A 16,582-nucleotide genomic window follows, 5' to 3' on the forward strand; every position below is an offset into this window, starting at 1 on the left:
AGGGAGGAAGACATGAAGAAGATATTGGTCATTGATGATCATCCGGCTGTCATGGAAGGGACAAAAAGCATATTAGAATCAGACCAGCAGCTATCAGTCGATTGTTTAAGTCCTGATGCAGAAGCCGCCTTTTTAAAGACGCATGACTTTTCCATCTATGATGTGATTTTAATGGATTTAAATCTCGGGGATATCAATGGAATGGACATTGCGAAACAAATTTTAGAAACCAACCATCAAGTGAAAATTATCATTTATACAGGGTATGAAGTAGATGATTATTTTGAAGAGGCTATTCGGGCTGGATTACACGGTGCAATTAGCAAAACAGAGACGAAAGACAAAATTATTGAATACATACACCGGACATTGCAAGGGGAAGTTGTCATTCAGCTGTCCTATTTAAAGAAATTAATTTCACAGCAGCAAGAAAAGCCAGAACAGGCGCAGCAGACTGATCACGATCTCTTAACCGAACGGGAGTGTTTGATTCTTAGAGAAGTGGAAAAAGGATACACGAACCAGGAAATAGCCGATGTGCTTCATTTGAGCAAACGGTCAATTGAGTACAGTTTGACATCCATCTTTAATAAGCTGAATGTTGGATCTCGTACAGAAGCGGTGTTAATTGCCAAGTCTGAAAGTGTGCTGTAAACGTGTGAAGGGAGAGGGCCTTAATGGATGTGAGCGGATCAAATACACTGCTTGAGGCACTAGGCATTGAAATTGTAGAGTGCAATAAATCACGATGCGTTGCAACAATGCCAGTCGATCACAGAACAAAACAGCCATTTGGACTGCTGCACGGAGGAGCATCTGCTGCTCTAGCAGAAACAGTGGCGAGCATGGGGGCTGCGGCTCATTTAGACTTAACGCAGCAAGTTTGCTCAGGTATTGAAATCAATGCCAATCATTTAAAATCTGTACGCGATGGAGTTGTGACAGCGACAGCTGTTCCTGTACATGTAGGACGGCGTACAATGGTATTTCAAATCGATATAAAGGATGATCGAGACCGGCACATCTGTACGTCAAGATGCACACTTGCTGTCATTGATCGCATATAAAAAAGCTCCCGGTGCAGCGGAAGCTTTTTTTATATGCTGTTGAGAGGTAAAAAAAGAATGGCCCAACATGGCAGGCCATTCTTTTTTGCTTTTTATAAATAAGAATCTTCTTTTCGCTTAATCACAAAGTTACGGAAACCGCCATAATCATCTTGGACACTGCGTTTGTCGAGCTTCACACCAGTATTGTAGGCGGCTCTTCCGATTAAGTGTGCGCCGACTGGTGCTGTCAGGAAGATAAATACGATGCCGAGTAGGATTTTTGCAGAAATAACGCCTGCAAGAAACCATTCGTGAAAAAACACACCTACTAAAATCAGAACAACGCCAAGGGTCGATGCTTTTGATGCAGCATGCATACGTGTGTAAACATCCGGCAGGCGAAGGACACCAATGGCTGAAATCAAACAAAGGATAGCGCCTAGCAGGATAAAGAAAATCACGATGGCTTTAGCGATGACGATCATTTTCAATCACTTCCCCTTTCTCAAGGAATTTGGAAAAAGCGACAGTACCGATAAAGGCAAGGATGCCGAGCAGTAAAATAATTTCAAAGAATGCAGTCGTTTTCAGTAAAATTGAAACGATGGCTGTCATCCCAATTAAATTGATTCCTATCGCATCAAGCGCACTCACACGATCAGGAATAGAGGGGCCTTTGATCACTCGTACCACAAAAAGCAAGGTAGACAGTGCAAGAATGCCAAGTGACATTTGCAAAATGAGTTCCATTACTTACCGCTCACCTCCTGAATCGCTTTTTCAAATGAAACCCGGATATCGTGAATGGCTTTTTCAGCATCTTCAATATCCATCGCATGAATGTATAAAATGGACCGATCATCGGAAATATCAATTACTAATGTACCTGGTGTCAATGTAATCATATTTGACAGTATGGTGATTTCCCAATCTGTTTTCAAGTCCGTACGAAAGGCGAAAATACCGGGCTTAATCTTGAGCTTTGGAGATAATACAGTCTTTAATACACTTAAATTGGCAAGAAGCAGCTCGCGAATGAAAATGATGATCAGCTTGAAAATTGCATAAAGGGCATAGCCGTAAAAACGCTGCGGGAAAAATCGACGCAGCATAAAAATGGCGATCATTCCTAATGCAAAACCTGATACAAAGTCTGCGGCTCTGTATGTATCATTCATAAACATCCATGTAAAGGCGAGGAGAGCGTTTAGTAATATTTGAAAGGCCATGTTCATCTACTCCTTCAGCACAGCTTGAATATATTTTTCTGGTGTTGAGAGCATTTCCGCTGCTTGATTGATATAAGGGGCAATGAACTCTGTCCCTAACCCAATGGCAAGCGATAAGACGACAAGCAGTACGCCAGGATACACCATTCCTTTAATTGACGGCTTTCTTCTTCGCATATCCTGTTCCTCGCCCCAAAATGCGGACATGAAAATCTTCATAATAGAGTAGAGGACAAGGAGAGTGGACAGTAAGACCAGGATAGAAAACGTCATGTATCCAGCAGAAAATCCACCTTCCACAATTTTTAGTTTTCCAACAAAGCCACTCAGCGGCGGAATTCCTGCAAGCGATAAAGCCGATATGAAAAACATCCATCCTAATAGAGGCTGGGATTGAATCAGTCCGCCCATTTTTTTCAGTTGATTTGTACCAGCATACACAAAGAGGGCACCTGCCAGCATAAATAATGCCCCTTTGATCACCATGTCGTGAATGAGATAATAAATGGCACCTTGGAGTGATGCGGGTGTGTTGGCTGCAAATCCAAACAAAATGACCCCAACAGCTGTGACAATGTTATAAATCACAATCTTTTGCACATCAGAATAGGCGATCGAGCCTATCACACCGAATATCACCGTCAGTGCAGCAAGCCACGCCATGAGTGTATGGGTGAAGCCTGTATCGTGTATAAAAATTAATGTAAAGACTCTGGCAATCGCATATAAGCCAACCTTAGTGAGCAAAGCACCAAATAGAGCTGAAATCGCTGCTGGCGGCGCGTGATACGATCCTGGCAGCCAGAAATAAAGCGGGAAGATCCCAGCTTTTAAGCCGAATACAATGAGGAACAGGATGGAAATGACAGTGATTAGCCCTGTTTGTCCTGATTCAGCTATTTTCACACTTAAATCAGCCATATTGAGCGTACCCGTCACTGCATATAAACAGGCGACTCCAACAATAAATAAGGCCGACGAGATGATATTAAACACAATATATTTGAGTGATTCACGAAGCTGAGGCTTTGATCCGCCTAATACAATAAGCATATAAGATGCCATCAGCAGTAACTCAAAGAATACAAACAGGTTGAAAATATCTCCCGTTAAAAAGGCTCCGCTCACGCCAGCTAACAAAAACTGTACGCCAGAATAATAGAAGAGCCGCTCTCTTTCTTCCCCAATCGTTTGAAAGGAGAAGAGGACTGTCACAAGCCCGACAACGGAAGCGGTCAGTACAAGGAGTGCAGCAAATTGATCGGCCACAAGGGCAATCCCAAATGGCGCTTTCCAGCCGCCCAAATAAAGTGTTTGTATCCCATTTGTGAAAATCGTTTGAACCAAATATGCATTACATATAATGGCTGAAAGAGATGCCAAGACACTAAAGACTCTTGACAGCATGATGTTTTTATTCATAAAGATCAATAGTGTAGCAGCTAGTAATGGAATTAATATAGGCAGGATCACGAGATTATTCATGCTGATCATTTCCTCTCATTTGATCCATGTCATCTGTTCGCAGCTCTTGGAAGGCACGGAAGGCCATGACAAGTAATAAGGATGTCACACCAAAAGCAATGACAATGGCTGTTAAAATTAATGCTTGTGGCAATGGATCCACATAGGATGTGATTCCCTCTTTTAGAACGGGAGGCGCTCCTTTTTTTAAACCGCCCATTGTTAAAAGAAGCAAGTGGACGCCGTGACTCAAAACAGCAGTACCGACGATGACCCGCAGAAGGCTCTTTGACAGCATCAAATAGGTCGCCGCCATAAAAATAATTCCGACGATAATAGACATTAGAAATTCCATTATTCCTTCTCTCCAATCATTTGAATAATGGTCATGGTGACACCGACAACAACCAAATACACACCGATATCAAACAGGACGGCTGTCGCCAGTTCTGTTTTCCCTAAAAACGGTAATTGGAAATAATCAAATGCATGGGATAGAAAAGGTGCACCGAATAGAAAGGATCCCATACCGGTCAGGATTGCAACAAGCAAACCGGCTCCAGTTACATAAATAAAATCAAATGGCAAAATGCGTCTTACTGTCTTCAGATCATAGGCTAAAAGCAGAAGAACGACAGCCGCAGCACTCATCAGCCCGCCAATGAATCCGCCGCCAGGATTGTTATGCCCCGCAAGAAATAGGTGAAGGGAGAAAAGCAAGATGATGAATGCTGTGATTTTTGTTGTGACTTGCAAAAGCATATCATTCGTATCAATCTTTCTCATCGCCGCGCACCTCTCTTCCGTTTTGTTTGCGTTTTTAATAACCCATAAATACCAAGTGCCGCAATGGCGAGCACGGTAATTTCAAAAAGGGTATCAAAACCCCTGAAATCTACAAGAATGACATTGACAATATTGTCACCGCCAGCAAGTTTGTAGCTGTTTTCAATAAAGTAAGTTGAAATGGTGTCAAGGGACTGCTGACTTGTGGAAGCGAAAGCTAGACAAGTGACAACAACCCCAACACCTAATGAAATGATGAAATTGGTCATTTTGAATCTTCTTGTTTTTTGCTTTAAGCTCAGCTTCGGCAAATGATAGAAGCAAAGCAAAAACAGTGCAACAGAAATCGTTTCAATAATCAGCTGCGTCAGCGCAAGGTCAGGTGCTCTGAAAATCACGAAGAATAATGACAGCGTGTAGCCCATGACACCTAGTGCAATAATAGCTGTTAATCGTGAACTTGCGAATACTGTGGCAATCGTCGCCGCCACCATCACAAGTGAAAGAATCACCTCATACGTGCCAATTGAGGCAGCCTGATCAGTTTGAAATGAAAAGGCCTGCTGATAAAACATCACGCCGCCAATGACGATAATCATGAACCCAAACACATAGACAAGATAGTCACGAAGAAAACCAGTCATATAACTGTTTGTCAGGCGGTATGAACCTTTTTCTAAACCGATAAGAGAGCGGTCGTATAAAGAGTTAAATGACCACTTTTCCTTAAAGATGTTGTACATTGGACGCCATTTTGAAAGCGTCAAGTAGCCGATTGTGCCGAGTACAACAACACCTATTGTCATATAGAGTTCTGGCTGGAAGCCATGCCATGCTTCAATTTTCACAGAAAAACGGCTTCCTGTTTCAATCGCTTCAGGAATGATCGCCGCCATTGCAGGTTCGATGACAGAATAGGCAAGAATATTAGGGAAAAAGAAGAAGGTGACCACAAGTGCAGCTAGAATGATGGGCGGAATGAGCATGCCGATCGGTGCTTCATGCGGTTTTTTCTCCAATTGGTCTATATTCAGACGGCCTCTAAACGTTTTAAAGAGGAGCATCATACTATAAATGAACGTAAAGACACTAGCGAGCCAAGCGAGTGCTGGGAAGATGGCACCCCATGTTGAAACGTCTGTAAAGCTGATATCAGAAATCCGTATCATACTTGTGAAAAATAGCTCTTTACTTAAGAAACCGTTAAATGGCGGTAATCCGGCCATTGAAAATGTACCGATTAACGTAATTGTGAAGGTAATCGGCATGATCGTCATTAATCCGCCTAATTTCCGAATGTCACGAGTCCCTGTTTCATGATCGATAATACCAGCTGCCATAAAGAGACTGCCTTTAAACGTAGCATGGTTAATGAGGTGAAAAATAGCTGCAAGAACGGCTGCACCAAAAAAGGCAGGATTGTTTTCATGAATTGCAGCTGCACCGACGCCAAGCATGAGCATAATCATGCCGAGCTGGCTCACTGTCGAATAGGCCAGAATGGCTTTCAAATCGTTTTGCCGGACGGCGTGGAATGATCCCCAGAATAATGTGACAAGCCCAACGATGGAAATGGTCCAGAACCATACCTCTGATATAGCAAAGATTGGACTGAAGCGCGCAACAAGATAAATACCGGCTTTCACCATCGTAGCAGAATGCAGATAACTGCTCACAGGGGTCGGTGCTTCCATTGCATCAGGCAGCCAGATATAGAATGGGAACTGCGCTGATTTCGTAAAGGCACCTAGTAAGATTAGGATCATGGCAGGGATAAAGTAAGGTGATGCCATAATGAGCTGAAGCTGATTGACTGCTTCACGAATACTGAATGAATCAGTAATCAGGTAAATGAGGATGAAGCCACCAAGCATAGCTAATCCGCCAAAAACAGTAATAAGCAGTGATTTCGTTGCTCCATATCTAGAGCGCTCCCGCTTATACCAATACCCAATTAAGAGGAAGGAAGAGATACTCGTTAACTCCCAAAACAAGTATAAAACCACCATGTTGTCAGAAAGAACGACACCCAGCATCGCGGTCATAAACATGAGCAAATACGTGTAGAAAGAGCCAAGCTGTTCTTTTTCCTTTGATAAGTAGAAAATACTGTACAGCACCACTAGTGAGCCGATACCTGTAATTAATAAAGCAAATAACAGGCTGAGACCATCGACATACACAGTGAAATTCATCCCTAAAGATGGAATCCATTCAGCCTGTGAGAAAAGCGTTCGTCCATTCGAAGTGATGTGTAACATTTGGATGAAATAGGTAAATAAAAGAATCGGCAAGATGAGAACAAACCATCCTGTATGTATACGCCTCACATATTTGTAAAGGAAAGGTACAACAAAAGCGAGTAAAAAAGGTGATAGGATGGCGAAGTGAATAAGCTGCAAGAAAATGAACCTCCTTTGATCAATATAAATTCACGTTCTAAAGAACTGGTAATTAAAATTATAGCGTAAATACAGCCATAGTGCATTGGTTTGAAACGATTTCAAGCAAACTGTATTTGTTTTAGGTTCTTTTGACCACAAAAATAATTTTATCAAAAATGATACTCATTGTATATTGTTTTGTTTTTCGTACATGCTTTTCTTAAAGGAGCTGATCAAATGAAACGAAAGATCGCCATCAGCTTAAGCCTATTCTGCACGATTTTAGGAGGAGCATTCTTGATTGACCGAAATGATCAAAAAAGGTGGCAGGCCGGGAGTGAATGGCCGCTGTTTTCTGAGCATCTTCTTCACATGAGCTATCAAGAAACCAAGCTGTATCCTTTTCAGCCCAGGGAATATTTACGAATTGTATTAGCTGATGAATAAGATCCTATAGGAGAAAAGAAATATAAAAAAAGCATGGGCCCATGTGAGAGCCCATGCTTTTTATGTGTGGTAGTTTAACTAAACACTCTGAGTAAGATCGTTGCACAGATAACAGTTGCTGCTCCGCCAAGTCGTGTAGATACTTGTGCGAAAGGCATAAGACCCATTCTTCCAGAAGCTGAAAGAATTGCAACGTCACCAGTACCGCCAAGTCCGCTGTGACAGCCAGTGACAATAGCAGATTCTACTGGATACATGTTCATTAGTTTTCCAACGAAGTAACCAGAACCAACCATTGCGAGTACAACAGCGATACATACGCATACGAATGGAATCGAGATGACAGTTGCTACATCATCAAGTGGAATGTATAGAATACCAAGACCAACCATCAGCGGCCATGTAAAGCTTTTTGATACAAACTTGTAGAACTGTTGTGAGCCGTTTTGAAGATGTTGAGGCATCACGTTTAAGTATTTGATTAAAGCGGCAAGAACAATCATTAAGATTGGACCTGGAATATGAACAAAGCTTTCTAACAAACCACCAAAGATGAAGGTTGTACAAGCAACAAGTACACCAGCACCCATTAACCCGAAATCAACTTTTGCATCCAAATCTGGCTGCTCGAAAATTTCGTTTGCTTCTTTAGATTTCACAAGACGGCCATTTCCGTTTAGTTCAGGACGTTTTTCACCAAGCTTCTTCAATGCGCCAGCACAGATAATGGCAATGACGTTCCCAATGACAGCCGCAGGAATTAATTGAGAAATTAATGACTCTGCTGATACATCAAGAATTTGTGAATAAGCGATAGATAATGGCAAAATCCCTTCTCCAACACCACCGGCAATAATCGGTACAATAATAAAGAAGAATGAATGATGCGGTGTGTAACCAACTAAAAGGCCAACAAGGATACCAGCACTCACAGCTGCAATTGTACCTGCAACGAGAGGAACAAACATACGAATAAGGCCTTGTACTAAAATAGTTCGCTGCATCCCAAGAATACTACCTACTACAAGAGCAGAGATATAGAAGTAAAGGAAGTTCGACGTTTTCATAAGAGACGTAACCGCTTCCAATGAGTTCGGATTCAGAACATTAAAAAAGACCAGGAACGATGGTACGAATAAAGAAAGAATCGCCGGTCCACCAATATCTTTTAAGATTGGAATACGTTGTCCTACATCTCCAAGGAAAATCCCCAAAATCATAATAACAGCGAAACCACCAAGCATATTTGCTGGAATTTTATTAAAATAAGCGGCAGTTAAAATAATCGCTGCAAGTACTAAATACACAGGTAGATCAATAACACCAATTTTCCAAGACATGATCTTACGGAAAACGCTTTTATTATTGTCAGAATCGTCTGTAATCGATTTCAATTGTTGTGCATTAGCCACATAAACACCCCCAAATGCTATTTGTCTCAATTGTAGAAGATTCTGTGACACTCATCTATTTATTAAACTAAAATAAGTGTAATAAAAGTAAAATAAACAGGAGTTTTTGAGTTTTTTATCATACAAAAATCCCCTGAAGGTAGTTTGTCCTTCAGGGGATTGATCATACATCGTATTTATCGTTTTCCTTTTAGATAAGGCGTACCAAGTGCTTTCGGTGCATCGGCACGTCCGATGAAGCCAGTAAGTGCTAAAATGGTGAGCACATATGGTGCTATGAGCATATACACATTCGGTATATCTTGGAACAGCGGCAGGAGAGAGCCAATGATGCTTAAACTTTGAGCAAATCCAAAGAATAAAGCAGCGCCCATTGCGCCAAATGGATGCCATTTACCGAATACAAGCGCAGCTAGTGCGATGAAGCCTTGTCCAGTAATGGTGGCATGTGAGAAATCAAGCGCGATCGTTGAGGCATAAACAGCTCCGCCAAGACCGCCAAACAGTCCACTAATGAAAACAGCGATGTAACGCATCCGATACACTTTGATACCCATTGTATCAGCTGCCATTGGATGCTCTCCGACTGCACGAAGACGAAGACCAAACGGCATTTTAAATAAAACAAACCAAGCAACAACCGCAAGAGCTAAGGCGAGTATAGACGTATAATAAACATCTTTAAAGAAAATATCACCAATGATCGGAATGTCACTTAAAAGGGGGATATCTCCTTTATAGAAAGGCTCTGTAATTTTATCAGTTTGTGCTTTCCCATAAATCAGTTTGACGACAAACAATGTAGCGCCAAGTGCCAGCATGTTAATCGCCACACCACTGACCGTTTGATCAGCTCGGAAGGTAATGGTCGCCACTGCATGAATCAGTGAGAACAATCCGCCAACGGCCATTCCGACGAGAAGCCCAAGCCACGGGGTCAAGGCTCCAAACGTATCAGCAAAAAACAAGTTAAAGATAATACTGGAAAATGCTCCGACGACCATCAACCCTTCAAGACCGATATTGACAACACCTGATCTTTCTGAAAAGACGCCTCCAAGAGCGGTTAAAATAAGTGGTGCAGCATAAACAAGTGTAGCTGGGACGATGATTTCAAGTATTTGCAGAAATCCCACTTATTTTCCCCCCTTTTTCTTCATTTGTTGAATCACAAGACGGATAATATAGCTTGAGGCGACGAAAAGAATGATGATCGCAATGACAATATCAACAACCTCAGTCGGTACGCCTGATTCAAGCGGCATATTTAATGCACCGACCTTCAATCCACCAAGCAATAATGCAGCAAGGACAACACCAACAGCCGTATTTCCACCTAATAAAGCGACGGCAATTCCATCAAAACCTACGCCTGTAAACGAGCCTTTAATAGAGGCATATTCAAATGTACCAAGACCTTCCATAGCGCCTGCAAGACCTGCAAAAGCACCTGAAATAAGCATCGCATAAATGATATTGCGGCGAACGTTCATACCAGCATAATGTGATGCCTGCTGGTTCATTCCAACTGCTCGTAATTCAAATCCTTTAGACGTTTTTTGAATAATGATCCACATCACGACCGCAGCAATAATGGCAACAAAAATACCGTTATGCATTCGGGAAAAATCAGTGATCTGCTCAAAAAATCCAGAGCGGAGCGAGGCAGTGGCATCGATTTTATCTGTTTTATCTTTATTATCTGTTAAGACATTTGAGATTAAATAGTTTGTGACATGAAGGGCAATGTAGTTCATCATGATAGTAACGATGACCTCATGCACATAAAAACGAGCTTTTAAAAAACCAGGAATAAAGCCCCATAAAGCTCCTGCAGCAGCTGCGGTGATGAGTGCAAGCGGCAGATGAATATACATAGGTGCATGGACAGTTGTTCCAATCCATACAGCAGCTACCCAGCCAACAAGCATTTGACCTTCTACACCGATATTAAACAGGCCTGTCCGAAATGCAAAGGCAACAGCAAGACCTGATAATATATAAGGCGTCACTTGCCTGATGGTTTCTCCCATATAATAGGTTTCACCGAAAACGCCATTCCAAAGGGCGCTATAGCCTTCGATGACACTATAACCGCTTGCCAGCATAATAATGGCCCCAACCAAAAGACCAAGTACAATGGCTATAAGCGGAATCAGCAGATTTGTTAAGCGATTAGACATTTGCTTCTTTCCCCACTTCCTGTTGCGTACTTCCAGCCATTAATAGACCAAGCTCTTGCTCTGTTGTTTCTTTTGGATCAACAATGGCGACAATGCTGCCTTCGAAAATAACAGCAATCTTATCACTGACATTGATAATTTCATCAAGCTCAAAGGAGATGAGCAAAACAGCTTTGCCTGCGTCTCTTTGCTCGATTAGACGTTTATGAACAAATTCAATCGCACCAACATCAAGTCCTCGTGTCGGCTGAGCGGCAATTAATAAATCAGGATTGCGGTCAACTTCACGGCCGATAATGGCTTTTTGCTGGTTACCGCCTGACAGAGCGCGTGCTTCTGTATATTCACTCGGTGTTCTGACGTCATATTCCGCAATGATTCGTTTTGCTTTTTGATAAATATTTTTCATATTCAATAAGCCGAATTTTGAATAAGGACGCTGATAATACGATTGTAAGGAAATGTTTTCTCCAATTGAAAAATCGAGTACAAGTCCATGTTTATGACGATCCTGAGGAATATGTCCAATCCCAGATTCGGTCACTTTGCGAGGCGGGAGATTTTGTATGGCTTTCCCGTTTAGCATGATTGTGCCAGAATCTGATTTTTTTAGACCGGTAATGGCTTCAATTAATTCAGACTGGCCATTGCCATCTACCCCAGCAATTCCGACAATTTCGCCAGCCTTCACTGAGAGGTTCAACTGTTTGACCGCTTCAATTCCTCTGGCGTCTTTTACTGTGAGGTCTTGAATTTGAAGAACCTCCTCAGCAGGAGAAGCAGCTTTTTTGTCTGTTTTAAATGACACTTCACGGCCAACCATGAGGCTTGCAAGTTCGTCTTTATTTGTGCTTTCCACATCAAGTGTACGAATGCCTTGACCTTTTCGGATAATGGTCACGCGATGACAGGCATCCATAATTTCTTTCAGCTTATGGGTGATTAAAATAATGGATTTGCCTTCATTAATTAAGTTTTTCATAATTTGTATGAGTTCTTTGATTTCTTGAGGTGTTAAAACGGCCGTTGGTTCGTCGAAGATCAAAATGTCAGCGCCGCGGTAAAGTGTTTTTAAGATTTCGGCACGCTGCTGCATGCCGACAGAGATGTCAGATACTTTTGCGGCAGGATCTATTTTCAAACCATAGCGGTCAGAAAGCTCTTGTACTTGCTGTATGGCTTGTTCTTTGTCAATCTTTCCAAACTTCTTGGGCTCTTTACCTAAAATGATGTTTTCAGCGACAGTGAAGGTATCGACAAGCATAAAGTGCTGATGCACCATACCGATGCCTAAATCACTAGCATCATTTGGACTAGAGATGGTCACAGGTTTTCCGTGTACCTTGATTTCACCTTTTTCAGGCTGGTACAGTCCGAAAAGCACGTTCATGAGCGTTGATTTTCCAGCGCCGTTTTCACCAAGCAGCGCATGAATTTCGCCCTTTTTTAGCTGCAGCGTAATGTTGTCGTTTGCTACAATGCCAGGGAATTCTTTGCGTATATTCAACATTTCAATGACATAATCCACAGGTTTAACCGCTCCTTTTTTAGGGTGCTGATGAAGATAAAAACTAGCAAAAGAAAAGCTGCAAAACGAGGCTGCAGCTTTTCTTTTACCACCTTTTACGAATAAAGAGGAGGTAAAGGAGAGGCAAGGGGATAAGGCGCGCTTATCCCGCTGCTCAAATTAAGCTTTAAAATCTTTTAGTTCATCACGTGTTGCAGGGATTTTCACTTCACCCTTGATGATTTTTTGTTTCCATTCTTCAACTTTCTTTAATACATCTTTATCAAGGTTTTCCTTAGATGGAGAGATGTCAAGAGCGCCTTCTTTCAGACCGTATGTGATCACTTCGCCGCCAGGGAACTTACCATCTTTTGCTTTCGTTGTTAAGTCTTGTACCGCAGTGTCTACTTTTTTAACCATAGAAGTAAGGGTGACACTTTGTTTTGTTCCAGGTACTTTTCCTTCGTCATACTGGTCTTTATCTACACCGATAACCCAAACTTTACGGTTAGGATCCGCTTTTTTCAGGTTTTTCGCTTCTGTGAACACACCAGTTCCAGTGCCGCCAGCAGCATGATAGATGATGTCGACGCCAGATTTGTACATGCTTTCAGCTGTTGCTTTCCCGATGTCAGCCTTATCGAATGCACCGGCATATTTCACTTCAACTTTTGCTTTCGGGTTAGCTGCTTCAACACCTGCGCGGAAGCCAACTTCGAATTTTCTGACTAATTCAGAATCAACGCCGCCGACGAATCCAATTTTGTTTGATTTTGTAGAAAGAGCAGCCGCAACACCCACAAGGAATGATCCTTCGTTTTCGTTAAATACAATGCTGGCTACGTTGTCTTTTTTCACGACTGCATCAACGATCGCAAAGTGGTTTTTCTTACGTTGATCCGCAATTTCAGAAATTGCATCTTCCATTAAGAAACCAATTCCGTAAATCAGGTCGAATTTCTCACGAGCAAGTGTATTTAAGTTTGTTGTATAGTCAGCATCTGATTTAGATTGTAAGTAATCAAAGCCGTTTTTACCTTTTTTTAGATTGTTGTCTTTCCCAAATGCTTGTAAACCTTCCCAAGCTGATTGGTTAAACGATTTGTCATCGACACCACCGACATCAGTTACCATTGCAACAGTGAATTGATCTTTATCTTTTTTGCTTTCACCGCTGTTTGAGCCAGAGTTGCCGCATGCTCCAAGGATGGTTCCTGCTGCTACGACTAAGGACAATGCTAGTCCAATTTTGCGCTTCTTCAAAACATAACCCCCTATAAAATTTAAAAGTTTCAGAAAAGTCTCGCGAAAAAAGACCGATCTATCTCTTCTCACCCTTCTGAAGAGGGTATTTTATCCTGCTTTCTCATGAAACTTATGGAGGGCAGGAGAGAAGATGTAAGACATCAGACTTATATCTCGTTGAACTAATCAATCATAATTTATCATTTCCGATCGAATAAATAAATAGAAATTTGTTTTATTTTTAAAAAAATGTTAAATGGCTTTATTTGATGTCTTTTTATCTGCTGAAATATGATATAATGCCGCTTTTGTGATGTGCTCCGCTACAGCAGAACCACTGATATCAAGGGGTTTGTTACATCGTATGCCATAAAAAAACATCTGGCCTTTGTGAAAGGTCAGATGTAGTATTTTAAAGATATTGCTGAATCAAATTCATATTGCTCGTGTTCAGTTTATATTGGAAAACAGGACGTCCTATTGTCCCATATGCCATTTCAACATCCACCACTTCGATATCCTCAAGGAATTTCAAGTATTTTCTAATGGAGACTTGAGAGATTTCTGTATGATTGGCTAGGTCTTCGGTTGTGAAAGCCTGCTGGCCAAATGATTGAATGCTTGTCCAGATGAGTTTAAGTGTGCTTTTGGTCAGTCCTTTTGGCAGGAGGACTTTTTCCGCCTCTGCTTTTTTATGAAAAAGCTTCGCATCTAAATCATTTTGCGAAATGCTGTTCATGGATTGATACAGGGCGTGTTTCCGTTTATACTCTGCCAGTGCTGATTGGAATCGTTCGAACTCAAACGGCTTAATTAAATAATCAACTGCTCCGTTTCGCATCGTTTGCTGTACAACATCGACTTCATTTGCAGCCGAAATGACAATGACATCAACGGCATGATTCTGCTGGCGAATTTCTGTTAGTAATGCCAGTCCATTTTGTCCAGGCATATAAATATCGAGCAGTACGAGGTGAATGACTTCTGTTTTTAACACTTCAAGTGCCTGCTGAAAGGAGGTGGCAATCCCCTTTAACTCAAAGCCGTCGATTTGGGTCAGGTAGCGTTTGTTCAGCTCCCCAACCATTGGATCATCTTCTACTATTAACACATTAATCATGTGAATCCTCCTTTTGTTTATACGGAATGCGGAGACTAAAGGTCGTTCCTTCTCCTTTTTCACTCGTGACAATCATATGTCCGTTCAATTTCTTGATGCTTTGGTCAACGAAGTAGAGTCCGAACCCTCGGTCTTCTCCTTTAGTTGAAAAGCCTTGATCAAACATGATGTCTTGTTCTTCTTTCGTGAGACCAACACCTGTGTCCGTGATTTCAATGTGGAGCTGCTCATGGACGTATCTGAAGGAGATCGAGATGTTTTTCGTATCAGTATGTGAAACAGCATCGAGTGCGTTATTTAACAAGTTGCCAATCACGGTAATGAGATCATGCGTCACTGCCGGGTCCTCCGTATTTGGCACTTGTGTGCTGCAAATAACCTCTAAGGCAGCGCCTTGTTCCCTGATATAGCTTTGTTTTCCTAGTAAAAATCCTGCTAAAACAGAGTTTTTCACATGGTTGATGATTTCATTTGTTTCCGTTTGCTGATAAATTGCAATATCTTTGATGTAGGTGCCAAGATCATCGTAGTTTTTGAGCTGGACCAAACCTAAAATGACATGAAGCTTGTTCATAAATTCATGGGACTGGGCACGGAGCGCATTCGCATACATTTTGACCCCGCTAAGCTGCTCAGCCAGATGTTTCACTTCTGTTTTGTCACGGAAGGTGGCGATGGCTCCGACAATTTCACCTTTTACCGTAATTGGCACTTCATTAAAGACGAGCTCCAGTCCATTCATTCTCACGTCACGATCAAGCAGCGGCTTGCGTGTTTCAATGACCTGTTTTAAGCCGCTTGAAGGGAGGAGAGTTTGAACATCTTGTTCTCTAGGATCAACCATAATGCCCATATTATGAAAGAGCCGTTTGGCCTCTGCATTGGCCAGTTTGATTTTACCGTGCTGATCGACGGCCAGAATCCCTTCTTTTGTTGATTCTAGCATGGCACTTCGTTCTTTTAACAATGTGGCGATCTCATCCGGCTCAAGTCCAAACATAATCTTCTTCACTTTTCTTGCCACAATGAGTGCTCCGATGATGCCAGATAGAAGGCTGAGTGATGTGACGAAGTAGAGTGGAAGTAAGCTTTGATGAATAATCAAGTCAATTTCCTTTAACGTAATTCCTACGGCTACAGCCCCGAGCTGCTTACCATTTTGATCATAAACAGGAACAAAAGCACGCATGGATCTGCCGAGTGTACCAGAAGCCGTACTAATATGTTCTTTTCCCTGTAATGCTGCTTTTTCATCACCGCCGGCAAACCGCTTTCCAATTTTCTGCGGATTCGGGTGTGTTTTGCGGATACCGTTCATATCCATGACGACAACGAATTCGGTTTTGGTGATTTGCTGAACACTTGTTGTATATTTTCGTAATGCGGAATATGAATGATCTTCTAATGATTGTGCTGTAATCGGTGCCTCTGCGACCATTTTGGCAGTAGAGAGAGCAATGTCACGCTCCTGCTGATGGATGTTCTTGGCTGTTTCCGACCATATCGTAAAGAATGTGATACAAAGGGAGATCAGGACAACGATACACACAAAGATCGTCAGCCGTGTTTGCAGTCTTAAAGTTTTTTTCACGAGTATACCCCTAACGCACGATTTTTTCGTAACAGTAATACTTTAACGGGAAAATGTAAGTTTGTGAAGGAATGTACGTGCAAAATCATAAATTTGATTTTGCTGTCAGTTTACTTTGAAAGCATCTTGTCAATCTGTTTTAAGTGAGCCATAATAAATGTGAGC

17 protein-coding genes are annotated in these 16,582 nt (G+C 41.8%); 3 read left to right on the forward strand and 14 right to left on the reverse strand.

Going from position 1 to position 16,582, the window contains the following annotated elements; all coding sequences use genetic code 11:
* Positions 1-12 precede the first annotated feature (12 nt).
* Both comA and JJ692_RS06450 read left to right on the forward strand, forming a co-directional pair.
* A complete protein-coding gene (comA, locus tag JJ692_RS06445) occupies positions 13-654 on the forward strand; it encodes a two-component system response regulator ComA (RefSeq protein ID WP_024423322.1) in 642 nt (213 codons plus the stop codon).
* Between the two features lie 23 nt (positions 655-677).
* On the forward strand, positions 678-1,067 hold the full coding sequence (locus tag JJ692_RS06450; RefSeq protein WP_024423321.1) for a hotdog fold thioesterase: 390 nt from the start codon (positions 678-680) through the stop codon (positions 1,065-1,067).
* Between the two features lie 92 nt (positions 1,068-1,159).
* Here the strand turns inward: JJ692_RS06450 and mnhG are convergent, their stop codons facing one another.
* From mnhG to JJ692_RS06485, 7 genes are read right to left on the reverse strand one after another with little or no spacing between them, the layout of a single operon-like run.
* Positions 1,160-1,534, reverse strand: coding sequence for a monovalent cation/H(+) antiporter subunit G (mnhG, locus tag JJ692_RS06455; RefSeq protein ID WP_024423320.1), 375 nt, complete (start codon positions 1,532-1,534; stop codon positions 1,160-1,162).
* The gene (locus JJ692_RS06460; protein ID WP_024423319.1) at positions 1,518-1,799 is read right to left on the reverse strand and encodes a Na(+)/H(+) antiporter subunit F1; all 282 of its coding nucleotides are present in this window, start codon (positions 1,797-1,799) and stop codon (positions 1,518-1,520) included. The genes mnhG and JJ692_RS06460 overlap by 17 nt, the downstream gene beginning before the upstream one ends.
* Positions 1,799-2,278 carry a Na+/H+ antiporter subunit E gene (locus JJ692_RS06465; RefSeq protein ID WP_024423318.1) on the reverse strand — a complete coding sequence of 160 codons (480 nt, stop codon included), beginning with the start codon at positions 2,276-2,278 and terminating at the stop codon, positions 1,799-1,801. Before JJ692_RS06465 ends, JJ692_RS06460 begins: the two co-directional genes overlap by 1 nt.
* Positions 2,279-2,284: 6 nt before the next feature.
* Positions 2,285-3,763, reverse strand: coding sequence for a Na+/H+ antiporter subunit D (locus JJ692_RS06470; protein WP_206534352.1), 1,479 nt, complete (start codon positions 3,761-3,763; stop codon positions 2,285-2,287).
* A complete protein-coding gene (locus JJ692_RS06475; protein WP_048237322.1) occupies positions 3,756-4,097 on the reverse strand; it encodes a Na(+)/H(+) antiporter subunit C in 342 nt (113 codons plus the stop codon). The genes JJ692_RS06470 and JJ692_RS06475 overlap by 8 nt, the downstream gene beginning before the upstream one ends.
* A complete protein-coding gene (locus JJ692_RS06480; RefSeq protein WP_024423315.1) occupies positions 4,097-4,528 on the reverse strand; it encodes a Na(+)/H(+) antiporter subunit B in 432 nt (143 codons plus the stop codon). The genes JJ692_RS06475 and JJ692_RS06480 overlap by 1 nt, the downstream gene beginning before the upstream one ends.
* Positions 4,525-6,930 (reverse strand): Na+/H+ antiporter subunit A, encoded by a 2,406-nt coding sequence (locus JJ692_RS06485; RefSeq protein ID WP_206534353.1) that lies wholly within the window; start codon positions 6,928-6,930, stop codon positions 4,525-4,527. The genes JJ692_RS06480 and JJ692_RS06485 overlap by 4 nt, the downstream gene beginning before the upstream one ends.
* 219 nt (positions 6,931-7,149) lie before the next feature.
* On the opposite strand from JJ692_RS06485, the gene JJ692_RS06490 reads away from it, so the two are divergent.
* Positions 7,150-7,359 carry a hypothetical protein gene (locus JJ692_RS06490; protein ID WP_024423313.1) on the forward strand — a complete coding sequence of 70 codons (210 nt, stop codon included), beginning with the start codon at positions 7,150-7,152 and terminating at the stop codon, positions 7,357-7,359.
* Positions 7,360-7,433: 74 nt separating this feature from the next.
* On the opposite strand, the gene JJ692_RS06495 is transcribed toward JJ692_RS06490, so the two are convergent.
* From JJ692_RS06495 to malK, 7 genes are all read right to left on the reverse strand, one after another.
* Positions 7,434-8,771 (reverse strand): 2-hydroxycarboxylate transporter family protein, encoded by a 1,338-nt coding sequence (locus tag JJ692_RS06495; protein WP_206534354.1) that lies wholly within the window; start codon positions 8,769-8,771, stop codon positions 7,434-7,436.
* Positions 8,772-8,947: 176 nt separating this feature from the next.
* Positions 8,948-9,907, reverse strand: a complete 960-nt coding sequence (locus JJ692_RS06500) for an ABC transporter permease (RefSeq protein WP_024423311.1) — start codon at positions 9,905-9,907, stop codon at positions 8,948-8,950.
* Entirely contained in the window at positions 9,908-10,954 is a 1,047-nt protein-coding gene (locus JJ692_RS06505; RefSeq protein ID WP_024423310.1) for an ABC transporter permease, read from the reverse strand. It lies immediately after the preceding gene.
* A complete protein-coding gene (locus tag JJ692_RS06510) occupies positions 10,947-12,482 on the reverse strand; it encodes an ABC transporter ATP-binding protein (RefSeq protein WP_024423309.1) in 1,536 nt (511 codons plus the stop codon). The genes JJ692_RS06505 and JJ692_RS06510 overlap by 8 nt, the downstream gene beginning before the upstream one ends.
* Positions 12,483-12,641: 159 nt before the next feature.
* A complete protein-coding gene (locus JJ692_RS06515; protein ID WP_024423308.1) occupies positions 12,642-13,724 on the reverse strand; it encodes a BMP family lipoprotein in 1,083 nt (360 codons plus the stop codon).
* 394 nt (positions 13,725-14,118) lie between these two features.
* Positions 14,119-14,826: a response regulator gene (locus tag JJ692_RS06520; RefSeq protein WP_024423307.1), complete on the reverse strand. Its 708-nt coding sequence runs from the start codon at positions 14,824-14,826 to the stop codon at positions 14,119-14,121.
* Positions 14,819-16,417 carry a malate sensor histidine kinase MalK gene (malK, locus tag JJ692_RS06525; protein ID WP_024423306.1) on the reverse strand — a complete coding sequence of 533 codons (1,599 nt, stop codon included), beginning with the start codon at positions 16,415-16,417 and terminating at the stop codon, positions 14,819-14,821. The genes JJ692_RS06520 and malK overlap by 8 nt, the downstream gene beginning before the upstream one ends.
* Positions 16,418-16,582 lie beyond the last annotated feature (165 nt).

Origin of the sequence: Bacillus sp. 3a, assembly GCF_017161885.1 — a bacterium.
Taxonomy (GTDB): Bacteria; Bacillota; Bacilli; order Bacillales; family Bacillaceae; genus Bacillus; species Bacillus safensis.